Source organism: Mesorhizobium hunchu (assembly GCF_040081975.1).
GTDB lineage: Bacteria > Pseudomonadota > Alphaproteobacteria > Rhizobiales > Rhizobiaceae > Mesorhizobium > Mesorhizobium hunchu.
The window spans coordinates 78,639-104,375 of record NZ_JBEBMG010000008.1 but is presented as its reverse complement, the minus strand read 5'-3'; the positions used below and the strand labels follow the sequence as shown (position 1 = coordinate 104,375).

32 protein-coding genes are annotated in these 25,737 nt (G+C 65.7%); 14 read left to right on the top strand and 18 right to left on the bottom strand.

Annotation, left to right across the window (positions count from 1 at the left end; translation table 11 throughout):
- Window positions 1–54 precede the first annotated feature (54 nt).
- From msrB to ABMA46_RS15340, 4 genes are all read right to left on the bottom strand, one after another.
- Window positions 55–561 (bottom strand): peptide-methionine (R)-S-oxide reductase MsrB, encoded by a 507-nt coding sequence (msrB, locus tag ABMA46_RS15355; RefSeq protein ID WP_349000601.1) that lies wholly within the window; start codon window positions 559–561, stop codon window positions 55–57.
- A gap of 203 nt (window positions 562–764) precedes the next feature.
- Entirely contained in the window at window positions 765–1,322 is a 558-nt protein-coding gene (locus ABMA46_RS15350) for a fasciclin domain-containing protein (protein WP_349000599.1), read from the bottom strand.
- A 108-nt stretch (window positions 1,323–1,430) separates the two neighbouring features.
- Window positions 1,431–2,162, bottom strand: coding sequence for an anti-sigma factor (locus ABMA46_RS15345; protein ID WP_349000597.1), 732 nt, complete (start codon window positions 2,160–2,162; stop codon window positions 1,431–1,433).
- On the bottom strand, window positions 2,159–2,698 hold the full coding sequence (locus ABMA46_RS15340; RefSeq protein WP_349000698.1) for a sigma-70 family RNA polymerase sigma factor: 540 nt from the start codon (window positions 2,696–2,698) through the stop codon (window positions 2,159–2,161). The genes ABMA46_RS15345 and ABMA46_RS15340 overlap by 4 nt, the downstream gene beginning before the upstream one ends.
- A 144-nt stretch (window positions 2,699–2,842) precedes the next feature.
- On the opposite strand from ABMA46_RS15340, the gene argB reads away from it, so the two are divergent.
- Entirely contained in the window at window positions 2,843–3,736 is an 894-nt protein-coding gene (gene argB, locus ABMA46_RS15335) for an acetylglutamate kinase (protein ID WP_349000595.1), read from the top strand.
- Between the two features lie 93 nt (window positions 3,737–3,829).
- The gene (locus ABMA46_RS15330; RefSeq protein ID WP_349000593.1) at window positions 3,830–4,138 is read left to right on the top strand and encodes a plasmid stabilization protein; all 309 of its coding nucleotides are present in this window, start codon (window positions 3,830–3,832) and stop codon (window positions 4,136–4,138) included.
- Between the two features lie 98 nt (window positions 4,139–4,236).
- Here the strand turns inward: ABMA46_RS15330 and ABMA46_RS15325 are convergent, their stop codons facing one another.
- Window positions 4,237–4,998, bottom strand: a complete 762-nt coding sequence (locus tag ABMA46_RS15325) for a GGDEF domain-containing protein (RefSeq protein WP_349000591.1) — start codon at window positions 4,996–4,998, stop codon at window positions 4,237–4,239.
- A 165-nt stretch (window positions 4,999–5,163) separates the two neighbouring features.
- On the opposite strand from ABMA46_RS15325, the gene ABMA46_RS15320 reads away from it, so the two are divergent.
- Window positions 5,164–5,871, top strand: a complete 708-nt coding sequence (locus ABMA46_RS15320; RefSeq protein WP_349000589.1) for a pyrimidine 5'-nucleotidase — start codon at window positions 5,164–5,166, stop codon at window positions 5,869–5,871.
- Window positions 5,868–6,773: a DUF817 domain-containing protein gene (locus ABMA46_RS15315; protein WP_349000587.1), complete on the top strand. Its 906-nt coding sequence runs from the start codon at window positions 5,868–5,870 to the stop codon at window positions 6,771–6,773. Before ABMA46_RS15320 ends, ABMA46_RS15315 begins: the two co-directional genes overlap by 4 nt.
- Here ABMA46_RS15315 and ABMA46_RS15310 read toward each other — a convergent pair.
- Window positions 6,745–7,587 carry an LOG family protein gene (locus ABMA46_RS15310; RefSeq protein ID WP_349000586.1) on the bottom strand — a complete coding sequence of 281 codons (843 nt, stop codon included), beginning with the start codon at window positions 7,585–7,587 and terminating at the stop codon, window positions 6,745–6,747. The genes ABMA46_RS15315 and ABMA46_RS15310 overlap by 29 nt on opposite strands.
- Window positions 7,588–7,730: 143 nt before the next feature.
- Here ABMA46_RS15310 and dapD point away from each other — a divergent pair, with 143 nt between their 5' ends.
- Complete coding sequence (gene dapD, locus ABMA46_RS15305; RefSeq protein WP_349000584.1) at window positions 7,731–8,585, top strand: 2,3,4,5-tetrahydropyridine-2,6-dicarboxylate N-succinyltransferase; 855 nt, start codon at window positions 7,731–7,733, stop codon at window positions 8,583–8,585.
- A gap of 125 nt (window positions 8,586–8,710) precedes the next feature.
- A complete protein-coding gene (locus ABMA46_RS15300) occupies window positions 8,711–9,073 on the top strand; it encodes a DUF805 domain-containing protein (protein ID WP_349000583.1) in 363 nt (120 codons plus the stop codon).
- A 15-nt stretch (window positions 9,074–9,088) separates the two neighbouring features.
- Here the strand turns inward: ABMA46_RS15300 and ABMA46_RS15295 are convergent, their stop codons facing one another.
- Entirely contained in the window at window positions 9,089–10,105 is a 1,017-nt protein-coding gene (locus ABMA46_RS15295; protein ID WP_349000581.1) for a 2-dehydropantoate 2-reductase, read from the bottom strand.
- Window positions 10,106–10,273: 168 nt separating this feature from the next.
- Between ABMA46_RS15295 and dapE the strand changes: the two genes are divergently transcribed.
- Window positions 10,274–11,518, top strand: a complete 1,245-nt coding sequence (gene dapE / locus ABMA46_RS15290) for a succinyl-diaminopimelate desuccinylase (RefSeq protein ID WP_349000579.1) — start codon at window positions 10,274–10,276, stop codon at window positions 11,516–11,518.
- Window positions 11,518–12,111 (top strand): transporter, encoded by a 594-nt coding sequence (locus ABMA46_RS15285; RefSeq protein WP_349000577.1) that lies wholly within the window; start codon window positions 11,518–11,520, stop codon window positions 12,109–12,111. The genes dapE and ABMA46_RS15285 overlap by 1 nt, the downstream gene beginning before the upstream one ends.
- A 3-nt stretch (window positions 12,112–12,114) precedes the next feature.
- Here ABMA46_RS15285 and truA read toward each other — a convergent pair whose 3' ends face one another.
- The 3 genes from truA to fmt are packed head-to-tail and all read right to left on the bottom strand — an operon-like array spanning window position 12,115 to window position 14,314.
- Window positions 12,115–12,858, bottom strand: coding sequence for a tRNA pseudouridine(38-40) synthase TruA (gene truA, locus ABMA46_RS15280; RefSeq protein ID WP_349000575.1), 744 nt, complete (start codon window positions 12,856–12,858; stop codon window positions 12,115–12,117).
- Window positions 12,859–12,872: 14 nt separating this feature from the next.
- A complete protein-coding gene (locus ABMA46_RS15275; protein WP_349000573.1) occupies window positions 12,873–13,382 on the bottom strand; it encodes a GNAT family N-acetyltransferase in 510 nt (169 codons plus the stop codon).
- The gene (fmt, locus tag ABMA46_RS15270; RefSeq protein ID WP_349000571.1) at window positions 13,379–14,314 is read right to left on the bottom strand and encodes a methionyl-tRNA formyltransferase; all 936 of its coding nucleotides are present in this window, start codon (window positions 14,312–14,314) and stop codon (window positions 13,379–13,381) included. The genes ABMA46_RS15275 and fmt overlap by 4 nt, the downstream gene beginning before the upstream one ends.
- Before the next feature lie 204 nt (window positions 14,315–14,518).
- On the opposite strand from fmt, the gene ABMA46_RS15265 reads away from it, so the two are divergent.
- Window positions 14,519–14,758, top strand: a complete 240-nt coding sequence (locus tag ABMA46_RS15265; protein ID WP_349000569.1) for a hypothetical protein — start codon at window positions 14,519–14,521, stop codon at window positions 14,756–14,758.
- Between the two features lie 6 nt (window positions 14,759–14,764).
- Here ABMA46_RS15265 and def read toward each other — a convergent pair whose 3' ends face one another.
- A complete protein-coding gene (gene def, locus ABMA46_RS15260) occupies window positions 14,765–15,292 on the bottom strand; it encodes a peptide deformylase (protein ID WP_349000567.1) in 528 nt (175 codons plus the stop codon).
- Between the two features lie 97 nt (window positions 15,293–15,389).
- On the opposite strand from def, the gene ABMA46_RS15255 reads away from it, so the two are divergent.
- On the top strand, window positions 15,390–16,631 hold the full coding sequence (locus tag ABMA46_RS15255; protein WP_349000566.1) for a DNA recombination protein RmuC: 1,242 nt from the start codon (window positions 15,390–15,392) through the stop codon (window positions 16,629–16,631).
- Window positions 16,632–16,677: 46 nt separating this feature from the next.
- Here ABMA46_RS15255 and ABMA46_RS15250 read toward each other — a convergent pair whose 3' ends face one another.
- Both ABMA46_RS15250 and ABMA46_RS15245 read right to left on the bottom strand, forming a co-directional pair.
- The gene (locus ABMA46_RS15250) at window positions 16,678–17,100 is read right to left on the bottom strand and encodes a GFA family protein (protein WP_349000564.1); all 423 of its coding nucleotides are present in this window, start codon (window positions 17,098–17,100) and stop codon (window positions 16,678–16,680) included.
- On the bottom strand, window positions 17,097–18,083 hold the full coding sequence (locus ABMA46_RS15245) for a cation diffusion facilitator family transporter (protein ID WP_349000562.1): 987 nt from the start codon (window positions 18,081–18,083) through the stop codon (window positions 17,097–17,099). Before ABMA46_RS15245 ends, ABMA46_RS15250 begins: the two co-directional genes overlap by 4 nt.
- Window positions 18,084–18,230: 147 nt before the next feature.
- On the opposite strand from ABMA46_RS15245, the gene ABMA46_RS15240 reads away from it, so the two are divergent.
- Together ABMA46_RS15240 and sugE are read left to right on the top strand one after the other, a co-directional pair.
- Complete coding sequence (locus ABMA46_RS15240) at window positions 18,231–18,356, top strand: hypothetical protein (RefSeq protein ID WP_349000561.1); 126 nt, start codon at window positions 18,231–18,233, stop codon at window positions 18,354–18,356.
- A gap of 123 nt (window positions 18,357–18,479) precedes the next feature.
- Window positions 18,480–18,794 (top strand): quaternary ammonium compound efflux SMR transporter SugE, encoded by a 315-nt coding sequence (sugE, locus tag ABMA46_RS15235; protein ID WP_349000559.1) that lies wholly within the window; start codon window positions 18,480–18,482, stop codon window positions 18,792–18,794.
- A gap of 75 nt (window positions 18,795–18,869) precedes the next feature.
- Here sugE and ABMA46_RS15230 read toward each other — a convergent pair whose 3' ends face one another.
- Window positions 18,870–19,298, bottom strand: coding sequence for a DUF6481 family protein (locus tag ABMA46_RS15230; protein ID WP_349000557.1), 429 nt, complete (start codon window positions 19,296–19,298; stop codon window positions 18,870–18,872).
- Between the two features lie 324 nt (window positions 19,299–19,622).
- On the opposite strand from ABMA46_RS15230, the gene ABMA46_RS15225 reads away from it, so the two are divergent.
- Window positions 19,623–20,705 (top strand): AI-2E family transporter, encoded by a 1,083-nt coding sequence (locus ABMA46_RS15225; protein WP_349000696.1) that lies wholly within the window; start codon window positions 19,623–19,625, stop codon window positions 20,703–20,705.
- 77 nt (window positions 20,706–20,782) lie between these two features.
- Window positions 20,783–21,784, top strand: coding sequence for an LLM class flavin-dependent oxidoreductase (locus tag ABMA46_RS15220; RefSeq protein WP_349000556.1), 1,002 nt, complete (start codon window positions 20,783–20,785; stop codon window positions 21,782–21,784).
- Window positions 21,785–22,023: 239 nt separating this feature from the next.
- On the opposite strand, the gene ABMA46_RS15215 is transcribed toward ABMA46_RS15220, so the two are convergent.
- The 4 genes from ABMA46_RS15215 to ABMA46_RS15200 all read right to left on the bottom strand — a co-directional run bounded on the left by ABMA46_RS15215 (window position 22,024) and on the right by ABMA46_RS15200 (window position 25,726).
- Window positions 22,024–23,244 (bottom strand): lytic murein transglycosylase, encoded by a 1,221-nt coding sequence (locus ABMA46_RS15215; RefSeq protein ID WP_349000554.1) that lies wholly within the window; start codon window positions 23,242–23,244, stop codon window positions 22,024–22,026.
- Between the two features lie 194 nt (window positions 23,245–23,438).
- A complete protein-coding gene (gene recR / locus ABMA46_RS15210; protein ID WP_349000553.1) occupies window positions 23,439–24,044 on the bottom strand; it encodes a recombination mediator RecR in 606 nt (201 codons plus the stop codon).
- Between the two features lie 82 nt (window positions 24,045–24,126).
- Window positions 24,127–25,188: a cell wall hydrolase gene (locus ABMA46_RS15205; RefSeq protein WP_349000551.1), complete on the bottom strand. Its 1,062-nt coding sequence runs from the start codon at window positions 25,186–25,188 to the stop codon at window positions 24,127–24,129.
- A gap of 214 nt (window positions 25,189–25,402) precedes the next feature.
- Window positions 25,403–25,726: a YbaB/EbfC family nucleoid-associated protein gene (locus ABMA46_RS15200; protein ID WP_349000549.1), complete on the bottom strand. Its 324-nt coding sequence runs from the start codon at window positions 25,724–25,726 to the stop codon at window positions 25,403–25,405.
- Window positions 25,727–25,737 lie beyond the last annotated feature (11 nt).

The following is a 25,737-nucleotide window of genomic DNA, read 5'->3' as shown; positions in this document are numbered from 1 at the left end:
GTGGAGATAGCCGTTGCCGCCAGGAAGCCGTCCGCCTGATCGGTTTCCGCTGCGTTACGCCGTTGCCGGATGGAAGGTCAGCGCGACGCCGTTGATGCAGTGCCTGAGGCCGGTCGGCGCCGGGCCGTCGTTGAAGACATGTCCGAGATGGCCGCCGCAGCGCCTGCAATGCACTTCGGTTCGCATCATGCCGAGCGTCGTATCCTTGTGCTCTCCGATCGCCTTGGGGATTTCCTGCCAGAAACTCGGCCAGCCGGTACCGGATTCGAACTTCGTCTCCGACGAATAAACCGCCAGGTCGCAGCCGGCGCAGGCGAAGGTTCCCTTGCGGTGTTCGTTGAGCAGCGGGCTGGTGAAGGGATATTCGGTGCCTTCGTGGCGCAGCACCTCATACTGCTCGGGCGTCAGCAGCTTCTTCCATTCGGCATCGGTCCTGGCGACCTCGAAGGTTTCGGTCGCGGCATTGGCCTCTTCGGGGCTGCCGGTGCGCCACAGGGCGCCGATGCCACCGAGCAAGGCTGCCGCTGCAGCGCCGGTCCAGAGAACTTCGCGACGGTTCATAACAAAACCTCCTTCACCCAATCTGCCAGTATCGCCGGCATCGCGAAAATCACTTGGCGGTGATGCCTGGGCGAACGTTTTACGCCCCGCATCGGCGCCTGCTTTGGCAACGCGATGCGAGGCGCCCGGTCCGATGGCGTGAGGGACGTTCCTGCCATCGGACGCGACGTCGCTCCTCCTGTTCGCAGGAAGCGCGGCGGTTGTTACATCCTGGGCAGCAGCACCTTGTCGATGACATGGATGACGCCGTTCGACTGGACCACGTCCGCAATGGTGACGTTGGCGGTGTTCCCGTTCTCGTCGGTCACCGTCACCTTGCCGCCGTCATCCTTGAGGGTGAGCTTGCAGCCACCGACCGTGTCGACGACGTGCTTTCCGCCGTCTTCCTTGACCATCGACATGACGTCGGACGACATGGCCTTTGCCGCGACGACATGGCAGGTCAGAATCTTGACCAGCTTGTCCTTGTTCTCGGGCTTCAGGAGATCGTCGACAGTGCCCTTGGGCAACGCCGCGAACGCCTCGTTGGTCGGCGCGAAGACGGTGAACGGACCCTTGCCCTGCAGCGTGTCGACCAGCCCGGCCGCCTTGACGGCGGCGACCAGCGTGGTGTGGTCCTTCGAGTTCATGGCGTTCTGGACAATGTTCTTGTCCTCGAACATGGCGGCGCCGCCGACATGCGGGTTCTTGGCATAGGCAGTCGCGCCGAGGCTGGCGGTGGCGACCATGCCGGCGAGCAGAAGGCTGGCGAATTTACGCATTTGGAAAATCTCCTGATGTTTCATTCCCACTCTTTTGGGAGGCATCAGAAGATACGAGGGCGTTTCAGGAGAGTTTCAGGAATCCTGAAATTTCTTGCCGGCAGCCGCTCAGATGCTCTTCAGATCGCCGGTCGCCACGACGGGACCGGTCGGTTGCCCCGTCGGCGAGCCGCCGGCGGGTTCCACGCTGATCGCCAATACCGCGCCCTGCGCCAGTTTCTGCTGCAGAGCCGGCGTCAATTCGATGTGGACCGTCGGCCCGGTCGGAATGACGCCCATCGAAACCGGGGCGTTCTTGCCCTCGATCATCCAGAGCTGGAAGTCCTTGCCGGCGGCGCGCTCGCCGGCGACGTGGGAAAGGCCGACTTCATGATGGGCCGCGTCGTAGACGGCGAGATACTTCACGTCGCTGCTGTCGGCGGCGAGCGAAGCCACCAGCCTAAGGGCCGGCTGTCCGGCAGGCGGGCTCACATAGGGGACGACAATGGCGATGGCGAGCGCCGCGACGGCGACCGCCGCCAGACCGCGCCAGAAGGCGAGACTGGACCACAGGCCGGCGCGTCCACGCGCGGCGTCGGCTGCCGAAGCGGCGGAGGATGCGAACAGGCGTCGGTCGATCGCAGCCTTGACGCCGTCGGGCGCCGCCGCTTCAGGATACGCTTCTCCCAGCGGCGCCAGCCGGACCTCCCAGGCATCGACCAGCCGCGCGAACGCGGCATCCGCCTCGATGCGGCGGGCTACCTCCTGCCGCTCCTCCCCAGGTAGCACGCCCATGACATATTCGGCGGCGAGGAGATCGTCGCCATCGCGCTCGGGATGGTCGTGTTCGGTCGGGCTCATCGTTCCAGGCATTCCCGCAGCTTGATGAGGCTGCGCCGCAACCAGGTTCTCATCGTATTCAAAGGCACGTCATGGCGTTCGGCCAGTTCGGCATAGCTTTCTCCCTTGAGATAAGCACCCCGGACGGCCGAGGCCCTGTCCTCGTCCAGTTCGTCCAGGCAGCGATGGACGCGCGCGCTGTCCTCGCCAGCCATGGCAAGCGCCTCCGGTCCCGGCGTGGGATCGGCAATGTCGATGGCAGCATCGATGCCCGCCGTCGTCTTTCGCCTGACCCTGAGACGATCGATGGCGTGATTGCGGGCGACCGCAACCAGCCATGAAATCGGGCTCAGCTCCGACACGGCGAAACGATCCGCCTTCGTCCATACCTTGACATACACTTCCTGCAGCGCTTCCTCGGCCTCGCTCCGGTCGTTCAAGACACGCAGGCACACGCCAAAGAGTTTCGCACTCGTCAGGCGATAAAGCAGGTCGAACGCCGTCCGGTCCCGCATCGAGGTGCGAACGATCAGCTTGGTGATGTCTTGCGGTGCCATTCGGCTAGAAGCTAGGCGAATACGGGCGATTTGCAATGCGCACGCAGAACGAGCGATGCGGTTCACCGCATCGACTTCATTTGCCCCTGCCCGCGAATTTCGCTAAGACGCGCCCGTCTTTCCAGCCAGGCCGGGAAAAAACCCATGACGGACGCCGCCGCCACCGCCGAGATGCAAGCCGCCCTGCTCTCTCGCGCGCTGCCCTATATGCAGCGCTACGAGAACAAGACGGTCGTCGTGAAATACGGCGGCCATGCGATGGGCAACGTAGAACTCGGCAAGGCTTTCGCGCGCGACATCGCGCTGCTCAAGCAGTCCGGCGTCAACCCCATCGTCGTGCATGGCGGCGGGCCGCAGATCGCGGCGATGCTTGCCAAGATGGGCATCGAATCGAAATTCGAGGGCGGGCTGCGCGTCACCGACGCCAAGACGGTCGAGATTGTCGAGATGGTGCTGGCCGGATCGATCAACAAGGAGATCGTGGCCCTGATCAACGCCGAGGGAGAATGGGCCATCGGCCTGTGCGGCAAGGACGGCAACATGGTGTTCGCCGAGAAGGCCCACAAGACGATCAAGGACCCCGATTCCAACATCGAGCGCGTTCTCGATCTCGGCTTCGTCGGCGAGCCTGTGGAGGTCGACCGCACGCTGCTTGACCTTTTGGCGCGCTCGGAGATGATCCCGGTGCTGGCGCCGGTTGCGCCCGGCCGCGACGGCCACACCTACAACATCAACGCCGACACCTTCGCCGGCGCCATCGCCGGCGCGCTGGGCGCCAAGCGCCTGCTTTTCCTGACCGACGTGCCGGGCGTGCTGGACAGGGACAAGAAGCTGATCGACGAACTGACGGTGGCCGAGGCCAGGGCGTTGATCGCCGACGGCACCATTTCCGGCGGCATGATCCCCAAGGTCGAGACCTGCATCGAGGCCATCGACCGCGGCGTCGAGGGCGTCGTCATCCTCAACGGCAAGACGCCGCATTCGGTGCTGCTCGAGCTCTTCACCGAACATGGCGCCGGCACGCTGATCGTCCCTTGAGCCCGCGTTCCGCCCTGGCATAGCCAAATCGGGAACATCCCGGCCTCTGGCCCGTTCGCCTTGCGCGGGGGCACGGCAAACAGGAGTGTTCCCATGCCACAAGGCGACAAGGACAAATACACCGACAAGCAGAAACGCAAGGCCGAGCATATCGAGGAAGGCTACGAGAAGCGCGGCGTTTCCGACAAGGAGGCCGAACGCCGGGCCTGGGCGACGGTCAACAAGGAATCGGGCGGCGGCAACAAGTCCGGCTCGGGCCGCGGCAAGAAGGATACGCACGCTTCGGCCAGGAAAGGCGGCAGGCTGGGCGGAGAAGCCTCGGCCAATCGCCCTGCATCCGAGCGCTCGGCCTCCGCCAAAAAGGCTGCCAGGACGCGCGAGGAACATGCGTCCCATCATTGACGCGAGGCGATGGCCAGCGACGCGTGAGGTGATGACCCAAAAGGTTTGCGCCGGACGATTCTTTCGGTTCCGCCGGTGAAACGGCAGGCATGACCCGTTCAGGCGGCCGCGGCGAGCCCCGATTCCACGATCGCCAGGTTACGGCCGCCGTTTTTCGCTTCGTAGAGACGGCGATCGGCGCCGCGCATCAGTTCCGACACGGTCGCGCCGGAGCCGCAGATCGTGCCGCCGATCGAGACGGTGAGCGGGATCGTGCGCTCGTCGACCGGACGGAAACGGACCAGTTCGACCTCGCGGCGGATGCGCTCGGCGATATGGCGCGCCTCGGCCTCGGTGGCGCCGACCAGGAACGCGCCGAATTCCTCGCCGCCGATACGACCGAGGATGTCGCCCGAGCGCACGCCCCTGCGAATCGCGGCGGCGATCAGCAGCAGCGCCTCGTCGCCGGTCAGATGGCCGAAATCGTCATTGATCGCCTTGAAGTGGTCGGCATCGATGATGAGAAGCGCGCCGCGATCGGTTTCGCGCCGCGAATTATCCAGCGAAGCGAAAAAGCTTTCCCGGTTCAACATGCCGGTCATGTCGTCGTGGCTCGCCTTGTCTTCCAGCCGCCGATGCGCGGCAGCCAGTTGCGCATGGGTGCGGGCAAGCTCGCGATGCGCCACCGTCAACCGCTCGTTCTGACGAAAAGTGTAGGCGCTGGCGGGCCAGGCGATCAGCAGCGGGCAGATGACGCACATCATGAAAGCGTTGCCGTCGACCACGCCACCCATGGCCGGCACGACGGTCAGGGCAAGGATCAGCGATGCCGCGACGGAGGCCAAAGCGACAAGTCCCGACCTCACCAGAATGCGCACCATCCGCCGTCCTCCCCGTTACCCTGCTCCTTCCCAACAAGCGCTGAAGGTCTCCTTTCAACCGTCGCTAAAATTTGAATCATCGTGCCGATTTCCGCCGCGATGGCGTTTCAAGCTTGTGGATAACCGCGACCTGCGCATCCGCCGTTTTCATGCCATAAGCACGTCATGACCGAGCTTCCCGATCCCGCACGCTTCGCCCATGTCAGCGACTGGGTGTTCGACCTCGACAACACGCTCTATCCGCATCACTCGAATCTGTTCTCCCAGATCGATGCGAAGATGACGGCCTACGTCTCCAACCTGCTCGCCCTGCCGCGCGACGACGCACGGCGGCTGCAGAAGGAGCTCTATCTCGAATACGGCACGACCCTGAACGGGCTGATGCAGCGCCACGGCATCGACCCTGACGACTTCCTCGAGAAAGTGCATGACATCGACTATTCCTGGCTGGTGCCGGACCCGACCCTCGGCGCCGCCATCCACCAGCTTCCCGGACGCAAGTTCATCTTCACCAACGGCGACCGCGGCCATGCCGAGCGCGCCGCCCGCCAACTCGGCATCCTCGACCATTTTGACGACATCTTCGACATCGTCGCCGCCGGGCTGACGCCGAAGCCGGCGCGCGGGACCTACGAGAAATTCGCCGCCCTGCACGCGGTGACCGGCCGCAACGCCGTCATGTTCGAGGATCTGGCACGCAATCTCGCCGTGCCGAAGGCCCTCGGCATGACGACCGTCCTGATCGTACCGCGCAATTTCGAGCCGACCTTCTCCGAAATCTGGGAACGCGACCCAGACAATGAGGACGACGTCGATTTCGTCACCGACGATCTCGCCGGCTTCCTGACGGCGATCGTCGAACAACCCGCTTGAAGCGCTTCACCTCCGTCGAGGCGGCCATCGACGCCGCCGCCCACGAGGTGCTCGACCGCCTGCCGGCGCGCGGGCTTTCCGGCGCGGCGGTCGAGTTCCTGGTCTTCGGCCTCAAGCAGGGCTGGGCCTGCCTGTTCGGCGGCGCGATGCTGTTCCTCATGCTCGCCACCAAGTTCATCTGGCCGGAGCATTTTCTCCTCGCGCGCTACGATTTCCTTTTCCTCGCCGCACTGGCGATCCAAATCGCGATGCTGTGGCTGCGGCTGGAAACCTTGTCGGAGGCAAAGGTCATCCTGATCTTCCATGTCGTCGGCACGGCCATGGAACTGTTCAAGACCTCGGCGGGATCGTGGATCTATCCGGAGGACAGTTTCTTCCGGCTAGGCGGCGTGCCGCTGTTTTCAGGCTTCATGTATGCGGCCGTCGGCTCCTATATCGCCCGCATCAGCCGTATCTTCGACATGCGCTATTCGCACTGTCCGCCGATGTGGACGACAATCCTTCTCTGCGCGGCGATCTACCTGAACTTCTTCACCCACCATTTCATGATCGACATCCGCTATGCGCTCTTCGCGGCAACGGCGCTGCTCTATTGGCGCACGGTCGTCCACTACCGCGTCTTCCGGCATCGGCTGAAGATGCCACTTCTCTTCGGCTTCCTTCTGGTGGCGGTGTTCATCTGGGTGGCCGAGAACGTCGGCACATGGTCCCACGCCTGGATCTACCCCGGACAGGAGGCCGGCTGGACACCGGTTTCGATCGGCAAGCTCGGCGCCTGGTATCTGCTGATGATCATCTCATATGTGCTGGTGACGCTAGTTCATCGACCGCAACCACTGGAGGCGGCAGACCTTTCCGCTTCGACCGGACTGCTCAAGCCAACTCGTAGAAGCGTTGGATGAACCCCCACGCTTCTTCGGCGGTCTCGGCGTAGTCGATGAGGTTCTGGTCGCCGGGGGTGATGGTGCCCTGCTCGGCCAGGAAATCGAGATCGAGCGCTCGTTCCCAGAACGACTTGCCGAACAGGATGACCGGCACGCGCTCCATGCGGCCGGTCTGGATCAGCGTCAGCGTCTCGAAGAACTCGTCCATCGTGCCGAAGCCGCCGGGGAAGACCGCGACGGCCTTGGCCCGCATGACGAAGTGCATCTTGCGGATCGCGAAATAGTGGAAGTTGAAGCACAGATCCGGCGTCACGTAGATATTGGGCGCCTGCTCGTGCGGCAGGACGATGTTGAGGCCGATCGAAGGCGCGCCGACATCGGCGGCGCCACGGTTCCCGGCCTCCATGACGCCCGGGCCGCCGCCGGTGACGACGACGTATTCGCGATAATAGGTCGTGGCGGAATGCTGCGAGCACAGCCGGGCGAACTTGCGCGCCTCGTCGTAGTATTTGCTGTTCGCTTCGAGATTCTTCTTCTGGGTCTCGTTCTTGGCCGCCCAGGCCTCGCCGCCCGGCTCGGGCAGGCGCGCACCGCCGAACAGGATGACGGTGGAGCGGATGCCGCGCTCGGCAAGGATCATCTCCGGCTTCAGCAATTCGAGCTGGAGGCGCACCGGCCGCAGTTCGCGCCGGGTCATGAATTCTTCGTCGTTCCAAGCCAGGCGGTAGGTCGGCGAGCGGGTCTGCGGCGTGTCCGGCGCGCTCCTTGCTCGCTCGAGATCCTCGTCGGAATGCGGCAGCGGCGTCCAGCCCGCCTTCTCCATCGGGTCCATGATTGAAAATCCCCACTTGCTGCCTGCGAGCGCCGTCCCGTGACGCTACCGCGATTGACCCCCGGTTAGGCTTCACATAGGTTCCCGCGCGGCTTTCAAACAGGTTAAGGGCAGCCCCTTAACAGCACGGTAACGGAGAGATGATGACCAAGCCCGATCTGGCCAGCCTCGAAAAGACGATCGAGACCGCCTTCGAGGCGCGCGAAGGGATTTCGCCCGCCACCCGGGGCGAGGTCCGCGACGCCGTCACCACGGCGCTCGACCTGCTGGACAGGGGCGAGGTCCGCGTCGCAGAGCGGCAGGCCGACGGCAACTGGCGCGTCAACCAGTGGCTCAAGAAGGCGGTGCTGCTGTCGTTCCGGCTGAACCCGATGGAGATCATCAAAGGCGGCCCCGGCCAAGCGGTCTGGTGGGACAAGGTGCCCTCCAAATTCGACGGCTGGGGCGCGGTCGATTTCGAGAAGGCCGGCTTTCGCGCCGTTCCGTCCGCCGTGGTGCGCCGCTCGGCCTATGTGGCGCCGGGCGTGGTGCTGATGCCCTCCTTCGTCAATATCGGCGCCTTCGTCGATACCGGAACCATGGTCGATACCTGGGCGACCGTCGGCTCCTGCGCGCAGATCGGCAAGAACGTGCACCTGTCGGGCGGCGTCGGCATCGGCGGCGTCCTGGAGCCGCTGCAGGCGGGCCCGACCATCATCGAGGACAATTGCTTCATCGGCGCCCGCTCCGAAGTGGTCGAGGGCTGCATCGTGCGCGAGGGGGCGGTGCTCGGCATGGGCGTGTTCATCGGCAAATCCACCAAGATCGTGGACCGCGCCACCGGCGAGGTGTTCTACGGCGAGGTCCCCGCCAACGCGGTCGTGGTGGCGGGCACCATGCCCGGCAAGCCGCTGCCCAACGGCGAGCCCGGTCCCAGCCTCTACTGCGCGGTGATCGTCAAGCGGGTCGACGAGAAGACGCGCTCGAAGACGTCGATCAACGAATTGCTGCGGGACTAGAGCATGATGCCGAAAAATGTAGAGCGGTTTTCGGGCGACATCCTGCTCTATCTCTTTGATTTCAAGCCAGATTCAAATTTCGGATCGGCTCGATCCGAAATCATCCGGCTCTGGGCGGCGCGCGGGTGAGCCTTCAGCAAACGCTCTGGGTGTTCTTCGGCTTTTCCGGCCGGCTCGGGCGGCAGGCCTTCGCGCTTGCCGGCCTGCTGCTCTATGTCATCCGCCTCTATCCCATGTACCGGCTTTACGCGGTGCAGGGCGACGAAGAGGCCATGACCTATTGGGCGAGCGCCTTCCTGATCACGCTGTGCGTGCTGATCGTTTCGCATCTCGCGCTGGCCGCCAAGCGGCTGCACGATTTCGACAAGAGCGGCTGGTTCAGCCTGCTGTTCATCATCGGCGACATCTTCGCCTATCTGCTGCTTTGCCTGCCACGGGGCACGGGCGGCCCCAATCGCTACGGCCCGCGCACCGACGCGCCGGCGTAGTCTCCGGTATCCCACTCAGCGAAAGACGTCCGGAGTAAGGCCGGGCGAGCCGCGCTGTGCCTGCTCGGCCTCGCGAACCAGCCGGACGACGCCGGCCGTGCGGGGCGCGTCGGTTCCGACCTGTACCGCCAGCCGGAGCACCGCGCCCTGCAGCGCATCGATCTCGGTCGGCCGGCGGCGCTCCAGATCGTCCCACATGGACGAGCGGGCAGCCGGGTCGATCGCGAGCATTCGCCGCGCAAGCAGGCCGAACAGCCAGTCCGGAAGACGCAGCGCAGCCGGCAGCCAATCCGGCTTCAGGGGGCCTGCCGCCGCGGCCGGGCGGATGCCGGCGCGGTTCATCGCCCCGAGCGCCTCGGCGATCTGGTCGGCAAGGATCAGCCGCCAGCGCCGGTCGCGCAGTTCCTCGGCCAGAGGCAGGCCGGAAAGCGCGACAAGCGCATTGTTGAGATTGAACAGGAGCTTGCCCCAAAGCACCGCCTTCATGTCGGCACGCGCGGCGACGGCGCAGCCTTCGACCGACAGCAGGTCCGCCAGTCCCTCCACGCCCTCTTCCACCAGCACCGCGCCTTCGGTGGCGCGATGGAGATGGAGCGGCGCGTCGGCGGGCTGGTCCCGCACCACGTTGAACGGCACCATGCCGGAGAGCGCCGGACGACGGGCGACCGCACGGATGCGCTCGGCATTGTCGACGCCGTTCTGCAGGGAGAGCACGACCGCGTCTTTCGGGGCATAGGCCGCGATCAGCCGGGCCATCTCTTCGCTGGCGCCGCTCTTGACGGTCACCAGGATCAATCCGGCGTCGTGGAAGGCCCTGGCGGGATCGGCGCTGACGGAAAGGTCGGCGCCCTCCAGCACCCTGTCCCTGCCTTCGAGATCGGTCACGCGCAGACCGTGGGCACGCAACGATCTTTCGTTGGCAGGTCGCGCCAGAAAGGCGACGTCACGCCCTGCCAGCGCCAGGCAGCCGCCGACATAGCAACCGATCGAACCGGCTCCGGCGACGGCTATGCGGGTGTCGAGGTCGAGCATCGTCTTTCCTTCTGAGCCCGCGCGCGGCTTTCGATCCCGGTCCGCCGAGCCGCTTCCGTCTTCGACGTCCGGTCCGCACCCCGGTCGATGGTCCAAGCAAACCATATTGTCGGCCACACACGCCAGCGGATCGTGACAGGCCATACGCTTTGGACTATCGCTTCGGGAATGAGCCTTCCCGTCGATCCCGCTGAAAATCTCGCCGCCCTCATCCGCTGCCCGTCGGTGACTCCCGCGGAGGGCGGCGCGCTCGCCGCGCTCGCGGCGATGCTGACGCCGATGGATTTCAAAGTCGAGCGGCCGACCTTCTCGGAGGACGGCACGCCGGACGTCGAGAACCTCTACGCGCGGCGTTCCGGCAACGGCCCGCATCTGCTATTCGCCGGCCATACCGACGTGGTGCCGGTCGGTGACGAGGCGACGTGGAAACACCCGCCTTTCTCCGCCGCGATCGAGCGCGGCGAAATGTACGGCCGCGGCGCCGTGGACATGAAAGGCGGCATCGCCTGCTTCGTCGCGGCCCTTGCGCGCCATATCGAGAAGACCGGCGGCCCGAAGGGATCGGTCTCGCTGCTGATCACCGGCGACGAGGAGGGACCTGCGATCAACGGCACCGTCAAGCTGCTCGACTGGGCCGCCGCGCGCGGCGAGACCTGGGATGCGGCGATCGTCGGCGAGCCGACCAACCCCGACCGGCTCGGCGACATGATCAAGATCGGCCGGCGCGGCTCGCTCTCCGGCATGGTGATCGTGCACGGCCGGCAGGGCCATGCCGCCTACCCGCATCTCGCCGACAATCCGGTACGCGGCCTGCTGACGCTGGCGGACGCCCTGCTCAACCCGGTGCTGGACGAGGGCAGCCGCGACTTCCAGCCGACCAATCTGGAGATCACCTCGATCGACGTCGGCAATCCCGCCAGCAACGTCATCCCAGCCAAAGCAAGCGCGATCTTCAACATCCGCTTCAACGACAATTGGGACGCCGAGACGATCCAGGCGGAAATCCACAATCGTCTCGATGCCGCCTCGCGACGCAGCAAGTATCGCAAGGGCCAGCGCGGACCGATCGACTACGAGTTGTCGTGGCGCGATCGGCCGAGCCACGTTTTTCTCACCCATGACGACAAGTTGATCGAGACGCTCAGCGGATCGGTCGCGGCCATCATCGGGCGCACGCCGGACCTGTCCACGTCCGGAGGCACCTCGGACGCCCGCTTCATCAAGGACTATTGCCCGGTGGTCGAATTCGGCCTTGTCGGCAAGACCATGCACATGGTCGACGAGCGGGTGGCGCTGGCGGATCTGGAGACGCTGACCGGCATCTACCAGCGTTTCATCGAGGACTGGTTCGACAGGGACCAGACACGGACCGGCCGGCAGGGACCTGCTTACCGAAGCCGGACGCTAGACTGATGCTGTCGACCGACGAAACCCAGACGGCGCTCACCGGGGCCTGGCGCACCATGCTGGGCAAGGCCGACGGCCTGCGGATGCTCGATCTCAGCGCCGACGGGTTCTGGAACTCGTTCTTCTCCATCCTCGTCGCCATGCCGGCCATGATCGTGAGCTGGGTGGGCATCGCCAACGAGATCGGCGATCCCGATGCCGTGGCGGGCCGGTTCGGCCTGGTCATACGGCTGGCAGCAGTCGATATCGGCACCTGGGTGCTGCCTCTGGTCGGCCTGGCGTTGGTCGGCCCGCGCACCGGCCTCGGCGGGCGCTTCGTGCACTATGTGGTGGCCAGCAACTGGGCGTCGGCCATCATCGCCTGGCTGATGCTGCCTTCGGCGCTGGTCAGGCTGTTCGTTCCGGCCGCCGACCAGGCGGCCAGCCTGCTATCGCTGGTGCTGTTCACCGCCTCTATGGTGCTGACGTGGCGCATGACCAATGTCGCGATCGGCAAGGGCGCGGCGGTCGGCACCGCCGTGTTCGCCGGCATGTTCGTCGCCTCGCTGATCGTATTGTTCGCGCTGCAGGCGCTGCTCGGCATCAACGTGCCGGCGTGACGCTCAATAATCGACTTTCGTCAAGAACAGCCCATCGGGCGGCGCGACCTGGCCGCAGGCGGCGCGGTCGCGCGCGTCGAGCGCGGCCTTGAGGTCGGCGGCACTCCAGGCGCCCTCGCCTACCCGCTTGAGCGAGCCGACCATGGAGCGCACCTGGTTGTGCAGGAAGGAGCGCGCCGAGGCGCGGACCTCGATCAGGTCGCCGTCGCGGATCACATCCAGCCGGTCCAGCGTCCGCAGCGGACTGTTGGCCTGGCATTGCGTCGAGCGGAAGGTGGTGAAGTCGTGCCGGCCGAGCAGACCCTGCGCCGCCTCGTGCATCGCGGCGGCGTCGAGCGGTTTCGGCACCCACCAGACCTTGCCCTTCTCCAGCGCCGGCGGCGCGCGGCGATTGGAGATGCGGTAGAGATAATGGCGGGCCAGCGCCGAGAAGCGAGCGTCGAAATCGTCCGGCACGGCCGAGACGCCCACGATCGCCACCCGCTCGCCGGCCTGGCTCAAATGTGCGTTGAGCGCGTCGCGCACCGTGTCTGGCCGCCAGTTCCTGCCGAGATCGACATGCGCGACCTGACCGGTGGCGTGGACGCCAGCGTCGGTGCGGCCCGCACCGCGCAGCGAAATCGTCTCGCCGCTGAATTTTTCGACGGCCTGCTCGATCGCCGCCTGCACGGAAGGCTGGTCGGCCTGCCGCTGCCAGCCGGCATAGGGGCCGCCGTCATACTCGATGTCGAGGCGAAAGCGTGGCACAGAGCCTCAGACCGTCAGGCCGCAAGCGCCGTTCCGAAGGCCGCGGCATAGACCAGTTCGCCCTTTTCGGGTGCGTCGCCCCAGGCCAACGCCTGCAGCGCCTCGCCCTGGTAAGCGCTCGTAAAACCTGCGGCACGCTCGTGACTGTAGCCGAAGCGTCCGTAATAGGCCGGATCACCGAGAACCACGGCCAGAGTCTCGCCGGCGTTCTTCAACCTCAGATGCGCCTCGCGGATCAGCGCGCCGCCGATTCCGGTGCCGTGGAATGACGGCTCGACGGCCAGCGGCGCGAGCGCCACGGCGGCGGACGACTTCGCGCCGTTGCGCACGACGAGCCGCGAGAAAAGGATATGGCCGACGACCTGGCCGTCTTCCTCGGCGACCAGTTCCAGCACCGCGTCGCCATCCGTCAGCAGCGCGTCGACGAGCCCGGCTTCCGCCTTTTGGCCGAACGCATGTTCCTCGACGAGGCGGATGGCCTCGCGGTCGCGCGGCATAGCCGCGCGGATCGACATCATGCTCATGACAGTTTCATTCCTTCTTCAAGCCTGGCGCCACGCAGGAATTCCGGCGCCGATGCGGGCCTCGCGCCCGCCCTTTGCAATTCGACCAGCCGAACCGCGCCCGCTCCGCAGGCGACGGCGAGGCGGCCGTCAAGAATTTCTCCCGGTGCGCCGGCACCTTCGGCGCGTACGGAACGCAGCAGTTTCAGGCGTTCCACCCTGGCGCCGATCGTCGCCTCGCACCATGCGCCCGGCATCGGCGACAGGCCGCGGATATGGTTGTGCACCGCATCGGCGGAAAGCGACCAATCGACGCGGGTTTCTGCCTTATCGATCTTTCTGGCGTAGGTCACGCCCTCTTTTGACTGTGCGGTAAAAATCAACGTTCCCGCCTGCAGACGGGCGAGCGCCTCGACCATCGCCGCGGCACCGACCGCGGCCAATCGGTCATGCAGTTCGCCCGCGGTCATGTCGGAGCCGATGGCGACCTTCTCGACCAGACCGACGGGGCCGGTGTCCAGCCCCTCCTCCATCTTCATCACCATCATGCCCGTCTCTTCGTCGCCGGCCATGACGGCGCGCTGAATGGGGGCAGCACCCCGCCAGCGCGGCAGCAGCGACGCATGGCCGTTCAGGCAGCCGAGCCGAGGGGCATCGAGCACCGGGCGCGGCAGGATGAGGCCGTAGGCAACGACCACCACGACGTCGGCGCGCAGCGCCGCGAAAGCCTGCTGCTCGGCCTCGCCCTTCAGCGAGACGGGCGTGCGGACCTCGATGCCGAGACGGTCCGCCTCGCGCTGAACCGGCGACGGCGTCAGTTCCAGCCCGCGGCGGCCAGCGGCGCGCGGCGGCTGGGTATAGACGGCCGCGATCTCATGGCCCGCGGCAGCGACGGCGGCGAGCGTGGAGACCGAAAAATCCGGCGTACCCATGAAGACGACGCGCAGCGGCATGGTTTTCTCCGGAAAGCCGCTGCGAAGCCCTATCCTATGGTCAACGGGCGCCGACAGTCGGCCTGGCGATGCAATCCGTCTTCAAACGTCTTTCGACCGCAGCGGTCAAGGCGCTGGCGAGAACTGTCAGGAAGGTGACGCGACTTTATCCACGCCTACTCACCGGGGCTTAGCGTAGAGGCTTGCTCCAATCGAGTTCGTGTCATGGAAAACAAGCCCCCGTTCCGGGTCTCCCTGCCTCCCGCGCTGGCCGAGGTCGAGACCTCCGATTCGCAATTCCACGACGGGCGGCTGCAACGCACGCGCCGGCGAAGGCTCGCGCTGCGTATCCGGCCGCTCGGCCTATGGCTGATCCTCGGCATTTCACTGGCGCCCGGCGTCTGGACGCTGCTGAGCAGCCTGGGCAAGGCCGCGCTGCGATGGCTGCTGGCGATTCTGGCCTGAGCCGGCTCAGCCGACCAGGCGGCCGGCCTTTTCCTTGGCGATCTTCCTGAATTTCTTGACCACCATGTCGCGCTTCAGCTTCGAGATGTGGTCGATGAAAAGCACGCCGTTCAGATGGTCGATCTCGTGCTGCAGGCAGGTCGCCATCAGCCCTTCGGCCGTCATCTCCTGCGCCTTGCCGGCACGGTCGAGATATTTCACGCGCACGCCGGCGGGCCGCTCCACCTCGGCATAATAGTCGGGGATCGACAGGCAGCCTTCCTCGTAGACCGAACGGTCGTCGGTGCTTTCGAAGATTTCGGGATTGATGAAGACGTGCGGCGCCGGCGTTTCGTCCTCCTTGGCGAGATCGATGACCAGCATGCGCAGCGGCTCGCCGACCTGGATGGCGGCGAGACCGATGCCTGGCGCGTCGTACATCGTCTCCAGCATGTCGTCGGCCAGCCTGAGAAGCGGCGCGTCGACCCGCTCCACCGGCTTGGAAACCTGGCGCAGGACCGGATCGGGAAGGATGACAAGCGGCTTGATCGACATGCCGCCTCACCTAAGCGGTCGCGGCGACAGCGTCAACAGGAACGCCCGTTCCCGTTTTGATCTGTCCCGGCGACACGAATCGGATATGGTGGCGGCCATGAACGCCGCGCCCCTGTCCGAACCCGTCTTCCATATCGGCACCGCCGCCGTCACATTGGCGCAGGCCATCATGGGCGCGGCGGCGCTCGCAGCCGCGCTTCTGCTGGTGCTCGCCTTCGCCCTGTGGCGGGCCGCCAAGGCGCGCACGGATGCCGCCAACGAAGCCGCCCAGCGGGCGCAGGAAGCCGAGAACCGCATGGCGGCCATCGCCCAGGCGCAGGCGGAGATGCAGGGACGCATGGGCGCGCTGGCGGACGTCTTCGGCTCGCGCCAGGCCGAGCTCACGCAGTCGATCAGCCAACGGCTCGACGCCATGACCGGCCGGCTCGGCCAGTCGATGAGCGAGCAGTCGCGCTCCACCCATGAAAGCCTCGCCAGGCTGCAGGAAAGGCTGGCGGTGATCGACACCGCGCAGACCAATATCCAGTCGCTCGCCGGACAGGTCGTACAGTTGCAGGCGATCCTCTCCAACAAGCAGACGCGCGGCGCCTTCGGCCAGTCGCGCATGGAGGCGATCGTCGCCGACGGGCTGCCGCAGGGCGCCTATGAATTCCAGGCGACGCTCTCCAACGGCAGCCGCCCCGACTGCATCGTGAAGATGCCGAACGGCGCGCCGGCGCTCGCCATCGATGCCAAGTTCCCGCTCGAGGCGTGGAACGCGATCCGGGCGGCGGAGGGCGAGGGGGCGCAGAAATACGCCGCCCAGGCGTTCCGGCGAGATATCGAGGTCCATATCCGCGACATCGCCGACAAATACCTGATCCAGGGCGAGACGCAGGACACGGCCTTCATGTTCGTGCCGTCGGAATCGGTGTTCGCCGAGATCCACGAGAACTTCGAGGCGATCGTGCAGCGGGCGCACCGCGCGCGCGTCGTCATTGTCTCGCCGTCGCTGCTAATGCTGTCCATCCAGGTGGTGCAGGCGATCCTGAAGGATGCACGCATGCGCGAGCAGGCGCACCTGATCCAGGGCGAGGTGATCCGGCTGATGGAAGATGTCGGACGCCTCGACGAGCGCGTGCGTAAATTGCAGACCCATTTCGGCCAGGCTTCGAAGGACATCGACGACATACTAGTCTCGTCCTCCAAGGTGACGAAGCGCGGCCAGAAGATCGAGGCGCTGGAATTCGGCGAGCATGGCGAGGAGACCATCGAGGCGCCTGACGCCCAGCCGGACAAGCGCGCTGCCCAGTCGAAGACCGGGCAGCTCAGGCTGAGGGTGGTCGAGGACGACGACTGACGGCGCGGCCCGCGCCGACGAGCCCCAGGCTTTTTACCCCCCCCTTCTACGACTGGCCTTCGACCGTCACAATCGTTTCGAAGCCGGGACCGTCGAACTCCGGCAGCCACGCCATTTTCGAGCCGTGCCAGATCTGCCTGCGCGGAACGAGATGGTCGCGTTGGCGCGCGGTTCCGGTACGAATGCCGTAGACCTTCGGGCCGTCGCCGTCCGACGTCGCATACAGGTGCGATCCGCAGTCCGCACAAAAGGCCTGGAGACGTTTCGCGCCGCTGTCGGCGGTCTTGACGAAGACCTTCGGCTCGCCCTTGGTGATGCGGAAATCGGCCTCCGGCGCCGGCACCGTCACGCGGAAGGCCGTGCCGGTAAGCTCCTGGCAGGCCCGGCAATGGCATATGGAGGTCTTTTCGGGATCGACTTCCGCCTCGTAGGCGACCGCCCCGCAGAAACATCCGCCGTCTATTCTCATGGTTCTTCTCCTTGCAATTCTCCGGGCAATTCTCCGGACGCGGCGGCGATCTCGCGCCGCCGTCGCTCCCATGTTCCTGTCGTCTGCGGCTTGACGAAGAGGTTCGAGATCGTCGGCACCTCCGCCTTCAGCCGCTTTTCGATCCGCTCGACGCAAGCCTCGATCTCGGGCGCCGTCATGTGGTCCTCGAACTCGATGCTGAGGCCGGCGACGATCTCTTCGGGGCCTATATGCACGGAGGTGATGCCGTTGGCGCGCTGCACCGCCGGATCCTGCTGGGCGATGGAAAGCACCTTGCGCTGGATGTCGGGCGCGGCCGGCTCGCCGAGCAGCAGGCCCTTGCTCTCGCGCGCCAGGAAGATCGCCGTGGCGGCGAGGATGGCGGCGATGCCGAGCGAGGCCACGCCGTCGAGTTCGGGCATGTCGAGAAGCTGGGCGGCGAGGATGCCGGCAAAGGCGACGATAAGGCCGAGCAGGGCGGCGCTGTCCTCGAAAAGCACGGTGAAGACACTCGGATCCTTGCTCGCCCGGACCGCCTCGAACCAGCCGAGCCGCCCCTTGTTCTGGCGAAACTCCCTGAGCGCGACCAGCCAGGACGCTCCCTCGAAAAGGAACGAGAGGCCGAGCACGATGTAGTTCACATAGGGGTTTTCGACCGGCTCCGGCGACAGGATATGGATCACGCCCTCGTAGAAGGAGACGCCCGCGCCCAGCGCGAACACCAGAAGTGCGACGATGAAGCTCCAGAAGTAGAGTTCGCGGCCGTGGCCGAGAGGATGGGTGCTGTCGGGCGGACGGGCCGCGCGGTGCATGCCGTAGAGCAGCAGGCCGCCATTGCCGGTATCGACCAGCGAGTGAACGCCTTCGGAAAGCATGGCGGAACTGCCGGTGAACAGGGCCGCGGCGAACTTGGTCACCGCGATGGCGAAATTGCCGGCAAGCGCCGCGTAGATCACCCGTTTCGATCCGCCCTGCGCGGCCATGCCCGGTCCCCTGTTCTTTCTGCCCGAACATAGCGCGCATCGCGCCGGCGGCCAGAAAAAGATGATATTCCGGTTCTGTCCCGCACCCATCTTGCGGACGGTCCGTTCTCCTGATTGACTTCATCTGTCACCGATTGGAGGACGACCATGGCAAAAGGTGCGATGAAGGCGAAGAAGGAAGCCCGCAAGCCGAAAAAGGACGCCAAGAAGACGGCGGCGTCCGGAAAGACGCCGCCCCCGCCCGTTATGGCGACCAGGATCAAGGACAAGTAACACCTCCTGCGTCGATCCCTGCCATTGACAGTGCGGCGAAGCGGCCCACATCGCGAAAGCGGGGACGACCCCGTGCTTTTCCCAGACACTCGGCAGGACGACCCGCCGGAAACGGAGCGTTCCATGTCGTGGATTTTTTTGTTCTTCGCCGGGCTTCTGGAAATCGGCTGGGCTATCGGGCTGAAATATACGGACGGCTTTACCCGCCCGGCGCCCACCCTATTCACCATCGCCTCGATGATCGCCAGCCTGGCGCTGCTGGGACTGGCGCTGAAGACGCTGCCGGTCGGCACCGCCTATGCCGTTTGGACCGGCATCGGCACGGTCGGCACGGCGCTGCTCGGCGTCTGGCTGCTCGGCGAACCGGCCACCGCGACGAGGCTGGCCTGCATCGGCCTGATCGTGGCCGGAATCGTCGGTCTCAAGCTGGCGGCCTGACCTGGCCGCAATCTAAAAAGCAAAAGGCCGGTCCGGATACCGGATCGGCCTTTTCGATAGTCGACAGCTATGCCGTCAGCGGGCGGAGAAGCCGGGCGGTGCGCGACCGACGCGAGCCTTGCGCGCGGCATAGCGGGCGTCGCGCTTGGCCTTGCGTGCGGCCTCGTCGGACAGCTCGTTCGCAATGCGTTCGGCCTCCTCGGCGGCGCGGATGCGCGCTTCCTCGGCGGCCTTCGCCTCAGCCTCGGCGCGAAGCCGCGCTTCCTCAGCCTCACGTGCGGCCTTCTCGGCGGCTTCGCGCGCCAGCCGTTCCTGCTTCAGCTTCTGCTTTTCGGCGTCGCGGATGGCGCGGGCCTCGAGGATCTTGCGGCGCTCTTCCTGGCGGGCCAGGACCTTGGGGTCGTCCGCCGCCGGCTTCGCCTTGAAACGCGCCAGAAGCGCCTTCTTTGCCTCATTCGCGGCGTTGCGCCGCTCGAAGATGTCTTTTTCCCTGTAGATAGCCAAATCTCATTCCCTGAAGTCAATTCGCGCCGCTTACATACGCGCCGATGCCGCGAGTTCAAGCCTCTAAACGGTATGCCAGCCATGAAAATCTGCAGTGTTGCATGCCCGGCACGTTGCGGGGCGCCTGTGCGAGTCCGCCGTCATGCTGTTGCGGAACTTCGGCACGGCTCACGCGTTTGAGACGGCGCCATGCGCGATGGCGCTCTCGCACTGGGGGATCCCATGAAGAACGACGGAGAGGCGCCGGGCGGTGCGGCAGCATCGCATGCGACGACGATAAGGAATGCGGCAAGCTTCGAAATCCTCGTCGAACAGGCGCAAGGCATGACGGCGATCCGCTGGCTGCTGACCGGCATCTTCATCTTCATGGCGATTTTCGCCCTCTATTTCGCCAAAGCCTTCTTCATGCCGGTCCTCCTGGCGTTCCTGCTCGCGCTCACGCTGACGCCGGTGGTGCGCTTCCTGCGCAAGCGCGGCGTGCCGGACGCCGTCTCGGCGACGCTGCTGGTGCTCCTGTCCGTCATCGGCATCGCCACCGTCGGCTATCTTCTGAGCGGCCCGGTCATCGATCTCATCAACAATGCGCCTTCGATCGGGCAGCAGCTCGCCGAACGGCTGGAGCGGCTGCGCAAGCCGTTCGAGAGGATCATGAACATCGTCGGCCAGATGAGCGCGGTGACCGAGGCGCGGCAGGAGCCCGGCGTGCAGCGCGTGGTGCTGGCGCAGACGGGCGTCGTCTCGCAGGCGGCCGGCAACGTTCTTTCGGCGGGCACCTCGATCACCATCGTCTTCGTGCTGTCGCTCTTCCTGCTGGCCTCGGGCACGATGTTCTACGAGAAGATCATCCAGTCCTTCGCCACGATGAGCGAGAAGAAACGGGCGCTGAGGGTGGTCTACGACGTCGAACGCGAAATCTCGCGCTACCTGTTCACCGTCGCGCTCATCAATTCGGGGCTGGGCGCCGTCATCGCGCTCGGCCTGTGGATGCTCGGCATGCCCAATCCGCTGGTATGGGGCACGGCGGCGGCGCTGCTCAACTTCCTACCCTATGTCGGTGCCTTCATCACCATCGTGCTGGTCGCGGCGATCGCGCTGATCAGTTTCGACACAATATCCTACGCGTTGCTGGCGCCGGCCTTCGTGCTGATGTGCGACATTGTCGAGGGCCAGTTCGTGACACCGATGATCGTGGGTCGCAGGCTGGAGATCAATTCCGTGGCGATCTTCATCGCCATTGCGTTCTGGTCATGGCTTTGGGGTTTCGTCGGCGCGCTGATGGCGGTGCCGCTGCTGGTCGTGATCAAGGTGTTCTGCGACCATTTCGAGAGTCTGACCCATGTCGGCAATTTCCTGGCTGCCGCGCCCGCGCCGGTGCCGGACGACGACGAGGATGACGAAGCTGCCTGACGGGACAGGGGCGGTGTTTGCGGGCGGCACGGGTGCGCCCTATATGCGCGTGACCGCCGCCACACAGGACGCCCGCCATGCCAAAGCTTTCGGTTCTCGATCTCTCGCCCGTGGTCGAAGGCAGCGGGCCGGCGCAGTCGCTCGCCAACTCGCTGGACCTGGCGCGTCATGCAGAGCGGCTGGGTTACAACCGCTACTGGCTGGCGGAGCACCACAACATGCCCGGCATCGCCAGCGCCGCCACTGCCGTGGTGATCGGCCATGTAGCCGGCGGCACGAAGACGATCCGCGTCGGCGCCGGCGGCATCATGCTGCCCAACCATTCGCCGCTGGTGATCGCCGAGCAGTTCGGCACGCTGGCGGCGCTCTATCCCGGCCGCATCGACCTCGGTCTGGGCCGCGCGCCCGGCACCGACATGCTGACGGCACGGGCGCTACGCCGCAATCTCGACGCCGCGGTCGACACGTTCCCGCAGGACGTGGTGGAACTGATGGGCTATTTCCGCCAGGCGGAGCCGGGCCAGCGCATCCGCGCCGTGCCGGGCGAAGGCGAGACCGTCCCGGTCTGGATTCTCGGCTCCAGCCTCTACGGCGCGCAACTCGCCGCCATGCTCGGCCTGCCTTATGCCTTCGCCTCACATTTCGCGCCCGCCGAACTCGACAATGCGCTTTCGGTCTACCGCTCGCGCTTCCAGCCGTCGGAACACCTCGACAAGCCTTACGTCATGCTGGGGCTGAACGTGGTCGCCGCCGCGACCGACGCCGAGGCGCGGCTTCTGTTCACGTCGCAGCAGCAAGCCTTCGTCAACCTGCGCAGCGGTCGGCCCGGCAGGCTGCCGCCGCCGGTCGAGAACTACGACCGCGATCTCGACGGCCCGGCACGGGCGATGCTCGGCCATGCGCTGGCGGAAGCCGTGGTCGGTTCGCCTGAAACGGTGAAGCGCGGCGTCGAAGCTTTCGTCGCGCGCACCGGCGCTGACGAGTTGATGGTCACCGCCCAGGTTTTCGACCACGGCGCGCGGGTGCGCTCCTACGAGATCCTGACCGACGTACAAAAGGAGATGTCGGCGGCGGCATAGTGGCGGTTCACACTGTGAGACAAAGGAGAACCTGGTTCTCTATTCCAACCGCCGCACACCCCCACCCCTGTCCCCTCCCCACAAGGGGGAGGGAGACGCCGACATCGCCGTTTCGTTCACAATTGTGAAGGTCGGCACAGGATGGCCTCGTAAGGTTCCCCTCCCCCTTGTGGGGAGGGGACAGGGGTGGGGGGTGCGGCGTCATGGGCGGTTGCCCGGCCACTACGGAGAGCGGGCCGTCACCTTATCGCCTTCACCAGTCTCTCGTCGGGAAAGCAGGTGGCGGCCATGCCGTTCTTCTCCTGCCATTCGCCTATCGAGCGGCGGGTCTTGAAGCCGGGCAGCCCGTCGGCGCCGCCGACGTCGTATCCTTTCTTCTGGAGCCTGCGCTGCATGGCGGCGATATCGGAACGGTAGAGGCCGCCGACGGCACCCCAGGCACCGGCGAAGCGATGGTCGCCATAGGCGATGCGGTCCGCCGAAAGGCCGACGAACAGCGCATAGAGGTCGCTGGTGTTGTATTCCTTCAGCACGTAGAAATTCGGCGTGACGATAAAGGCCGGGCCATGACGGCCGGCCGGCATCATCAGGAAACCTTCCGCCTTCGCCTCGCTCGCCGGGAACGGCTTGCCGTTGACCCGCGCGATGCCGAGCTTCGCCCAGTCGGAAATTTTTTTCCCGCGGTCCGGTCCCTCGAGCGAGCAGGAGACGCTTTCGGGCACGGTGACCTCGAAACCCCAGTCGCGTCCCTTCACCCAGCCGTAATCGGCGAGATAATTGGCGATGGAGCCCATGATGTCGGGTGCGGACTTCCAGATGTCGGCGCGGCCGTCGCCGTCGAAATCCACAGCGTGCTTCAGGAACGAGGTCGGCATGAATTGCGGCTGGCCGAGTGCGCCGGCCCAGGACGACTTCATCGCGCCTTTCGGCTCCAGCCCCTTCTGCACGATCTCCAGCGCCGCGAGCAGCTCGCTGCGGTATATGTCGCGCTTGGTCGCCGACAGGAAGGCGCGCGTGCCCAGCACCTGGAACGCGTCGTAGCGGATGGTCGCCGCGCCGTAGCCGGTCTCGCGGCCCCATATGGCCAGCACGATGGAGCCGGGCACGCCGGTGCGCTTCTCGATCGCGGCGAGGGCGGTGGCGTATTGCCCGGCGCGGGCGCGGCCGCCGGAGGCAACCGGCGCCAGCGTCTTTTCGGCGAAATAGGGCGCCGGCGAACCGAACTCCGCCTGATGCTGCACCTTCGGCGTCGACGGCTTCTCGCCGGGCATGACGAGGTCGGGCAGCCTGAGGTTCGGCGTCACCCCATCGAACGCCTGATTGAAGGTCTTGCGGGAAATGCCTTTCGCTGCGGCCTGCGGCCAGAGGTCCGTCTGGAGCCAGGCGCGGAACTGGCCGTCGATTTTAGCTGCGGAAGCAGGCGAGGCAATCGCAAGCAAAAGAAAGGCAGTTTGCAGCAAGAGCCAGAGATTTCCGACCCAGCGCACCCCCACCCCTAACCCCTCCCCACAAGGGGGAGGGGAACAACGCCGAAACTGTCTCGTCTTCCGAAAGAGTATGCCAAAAAGTGGCGCTGCAAGTCCCCCTCCCCCTTGTGGGGAGGGGCTAGGGGTGGGGGTGCGCTGGCGGCTGGCAATCATGGCACGATGCAATCTCAAAAAGCCGTGCGCGATTTCAGCGCGGCGGCCAGCGTGCCTTCGTCGAGATAGTCGAGTTCGCCACCCACCGGCACGCCGTGCGCCAGCCGGGTCACCTTGACGTCGAAGCCCTCGAGCTGATCGGTCACGTAATGCGCAGTGGTCTGGCCCTCGACGGTGGCGTTGACGGCAAGAATCACCTCCCTGACATCGCCGGCGGCGACACGGTCGACAAGGGAACGGATGTTCAACTGGTCCGGGCCGATACCGTCGAGCGGCGAGAGCGTGCCGCCGAGCACATGGTAGCGCACGTTCATCGCGCCCGCCCGTTCCAGCGCCCACAGGTCCGACACGTCCTCGACCACGATCAGCGTGGCCGGATCGCGGCGCGGATCGGTGCAGATCATGCAAGGGTCGGCGGTATCGACGTTGCCGCATGTCGAGCAGACGCGGACCTTCTCGACCGCTTCGCCCATCGCGGCGGCCAGCGGCGACAGCAGTTGGTCCTTCTTCTTGATGAGGTGGAGCGCGGCGCGCCTTGCCGAGCGCGGTCCCAGCCCCGGCACCTTGGCGAGGAGCTGGATCAGGCGTTCGATTTCAGGACCGGCGATTCGTTTGGACATGACCCGAGCATATATGCCGAATGGCGCCCGGAAGGGAGACCGCTCGTTGATCGAGAAGCACGTGTCGGCGAGAGAGCAGTCGCTACTGGGCGAAGCCCATCGACATCGACGGGTCGTCGTCGCCGAAGCGCGCGGCGATCGGTTCCTCGGCCGCGACCTGGACAGGCTGCGGCGCGACCTCTTTCTTCGCGACCTTGCGGGACGGAAGCGGTATCATCGCCGCGCGGGCCGTCGGCACGGGAGCGGCGCTCGGCACAGCGATCTTGCGCTCGGACCTGGGGACCGGCTCGTCCGCCGACGCAAGCGCGAACGGAACGGTCTCGGCCTGCGGCATACGCTTGCGCGCGGACTTCACTGCCGGCTTCACCGATGCGGCAGCAACCCTCCCCTCATCGGGGCGCATGGTCGGACGGGGCGGCTCGACCGAAGCGAACGCCTGCGCCTCAGGTGCGGGCGACGCGGAGGCCACGACCACCTGCGGCTGCGGCGCGACCGTCTCGGACCGGGCGGCCGGCTGAACCGGCGCCGGCTCGGCGGACGCGACCATCACCGGCGGCGCCACGTCAGGGGTCGAGCCGGAATAGGCCACCATCGTCTCGGGCGGCAGCGGCTGCCAGTTGCGCGTGCGCTTCTCGTAGAAGGAGTTGCCGCCGGCGACCAGCACGTAGTGCATATTCTTGTAGGGGAACTTCAGGCCCGCCGTGTGGAAGAACATCGCGTTCTTGAGTTTCGGCGAGCGCTCGCCTTTCAGTACCGCCTCGGCGGTGTCCCTGGCCAGATCGGCTCCGCGCGAATCCATCTTGCGAGTCAGTGCGCCCGGCGCGAACTGGCCGGCTTCGCCGACGACCTCGCAGATCGAGCCGCCGTGCTTTCCGGACCGGAGGCGGTTCATGACGACCGTTCCGACCGCGACCATGCCGTCGCGGCTGGAGCGGTTGGATTCGAAATACATCACCCGCGCCATGCATTCCTTGTCACGCGACGAATAGCGATAGGGACGCGCCTTCAGGATGGAGGGAGTGACGGCGTCCGTCAGGCTTGCGACCGACATGCCGTGGGAGGTTGTCTGGCTGCAACCGGCCAGGAGAAACGGAGAGAGCGCGGCACACAGCAGGGCTGGCGCCTTCCATCGCGTCGCTGTCAACGTACATGCCTCATGCTATGTCGGCTAATCCCGTCCCCAGTCGTGGCAAGAATGAGACTGTTTCGGGCCAAAAGATGGCCAAACCGTTAGCGAAGCGCCTTCAATAGCAATTGCAATGCGTTGAAGGGCATCAACAATCCGCACGAATGGTTACAGAGCGTGATAACAAGGCCAATTGTGGCAGACGTGGAGCGCTTGCCGGCGAACTTGGACCTCAGAACGGGAGCTTCATGCCGGGCGGCATCGGCAGGCCGGCCGTCAGTTCCTTGGTCTTCTCCTGCATGATCTGCTCGACCTTGGCCTTGGCATCGTTGTGGGCCGCCAGGATCAGGTCTTCCAGGATCTCCACCTCGTCTTCCTTGAAGAGCGACGGATCGATCTTAAGCGCCTTCATCTCGAACTTGCCGGTGATGGTCACGCTGACCAAACCGCCGCCGGCCTGGCCGGAAGCCTCGATCGTGGCGACCTCTTCCTGCATAGCCTGGAACTTGGCCTGCATTTCCTTGGCCTTGCCCATCAGGCCGAGAAGATCCTTCATCGCGGGGTCCT

Bases quoted from the DNA above. Each gene is read 5' to 3' on its own strand.
- msrB (WP_349000601.1), bottom strand. From the start codon at position 561: ATGAACCGTCGCGAAGTTCTCTGGACCGGCGCTGCAGCGGCAGCCTTG.
- ABMA46_RS15350 (WP_349000599.1), bottom strand. From the start codon at position 1,322: ATGCGTAAATTCGCCAGCCTTCTGCTCGCCGGCATGGTCGCCACCGCC.
- ABMA46_RS15345 (WP_349000597.1), bottom strand. From the start codon at position 2,162: ATGAGCCCGACCGAACACGACCATCCCGAGCGCGATGGCGACGATCTC.
- ABMA46_RS15340 (WP_349000698.1), bottom strand. From the start codon at position 2,698: ATGGCACCGCAAGACATCACCAAGCTGATCGTTCGCACCTCGATGCGG.
- argB (WP_349000595.1), top strand. From the start codon at position 2,843: ATGACGGACGCCGCCGCCACCGCCGAGATGCAAGCCGCCCTGCTCTCT.
- ABMA46_RS15330 (WP_349000593.1), top strand. From the start codon at position 3,830: ATGCCACAAGGCGACAAGGACAAATACACCGACAAGCAGAAACGCAAG.
- ABMA46_RS15325 (WP_349000591.1), bottom strand. From the start codon at position 4,998: ATGGTGCGCATTCTGGTGAGGTCGGGACTTGTCGCTTTGGCCTCCGTC.
- ABMA46_RS15320 (WP_349000589.1), top strand. From the start codon at position 5,164: ATGACCGAGCTTCCCGATCCCGCACGCTTCGCCCATGTCAGCGACTGG.
- ABMA46_RS15310 (WP_349000586.1), bottom strand. From the start codon at position 7,587: ATGGACCCGATGGAGAAGGCGGGCTGGACGCCGCTGCCGCATTCCGAC.
- dapD (WP_349000584.1), top strand. From the start codon at position 7,731: ATGACCAAGCCCGATCTGGCCAGCCTCGAAAAGACGATCGAGACCGCC.
- ABMA46_RS15295 (WP_349000581.1), bottom strand. From the start codon at position 10,105: ATGCTCGACCTCGACACCCGCATAGCCGTCGCCGGAGCCGGTTCGATC.
- dapE (WP_349000579.1), top strand. From the start codon at position 10,274: ATGAGCCTTCCCGTCGATCCCGCTGAAAATCTCGCCGCCCTCATCCGC.
- ABMA46_RS15285 (WP_349000577.1), top strand. From the start codon at position 11,518: ATGCTGTCGACCGACGAAACCCAGACGGCGCTCACCGGGGCCTGGCGC.
- ABMA46_RS15275 (WP_349000573.1), bottom strand. From the start codon at position 13,382: ATGAGCATGATGTCGATCCGCGCGGCTATGCCGCGCGACCGCGAGGCC.
- fmt (WP_349000571.1), bottom strand. From the start codon at position 14,314: ATGCCGCTGCGCGTCGTCTTCATGGGTACGCCGGATTTTTCGGTCTCC.
- ABMA46_RS15265 (WP_349000569.1), top strand. From the start codon at position 14,519: ATGGAAAACAAGCCCCCGTTCCGGGTCTCCCTGCCTCCCGCGCTGGCC.
- def (WP_349000567.1), bottom strand. From the start codon at position 15,292: ATGTCGATCAAGCCGCTTGTCATCCTTCCCGATCCGGTCCTGCGCCAG.
- ABMA46_RS15255 (WP_349000566.1), top strand. From the start codon at position 15,390: ATGAACGCCGCGCCCCTGTCCGAACCCGTCTTCCATATCGGCACCGCC.
- ABMA46_RS15250 (WP_349000564.1), bottom strand. From the start codon at position 17,100: ATGAGAATAGACGGCGGATGTTTCTGCGGGGCGGTCGCCTACGAGGCG.
- ABMA46_RS15245 (WP_349000562.1), bottom strand. From the start codon at position 18,083: ATGGCCGCGCAGGGCGGATCGAAACGGGTGATCTACGCGGCGCTTGCC.
- ABMA46_RS15240 (WP_349000561.1), top strand. From the start codon at position 18,231: ATGGCAAAAGGTGCGATGAAGGCGAAGAAGGAAGCCCGCAAGCCGAAA.
- sugE (WP_349000559.1), top strand. From the start codon at position 18,480: ATGTCGTGGATTTTTTTGTTCTTCGCCGGGCTTCTGGAAATCGGCTGG.
- ABMA46_RS15225 (WP_349000696.1), top strand. From the start codon at position 19,623: ATGACGGCGATCCGCTGGCTGCTGACCGGCATCTTCATCTTCATGGCG.
- ABMA46_RS15220 (WP_349000556.1), top strand. From the start codon at position 20,783: ATGCCAAAGCTTTCGGTTCTCGATCTCTCGCCCGTGGTCGAAGGCAGC.
- recR (WP_349000553.1), bottom strand. From the start codon at position 24,044: ATGTCCAAACGAATCGCCGGTCCTGAAATCGAACGCCTGATCCAGCTC.
- ABMA46_RS15200 (WP_349000549.1), bottom strand. From the start codon at position 25,726: ATGAAGGATCTTCTCGGCCTGATGGGCAAGGCCAAGGAAATGCAGGCC.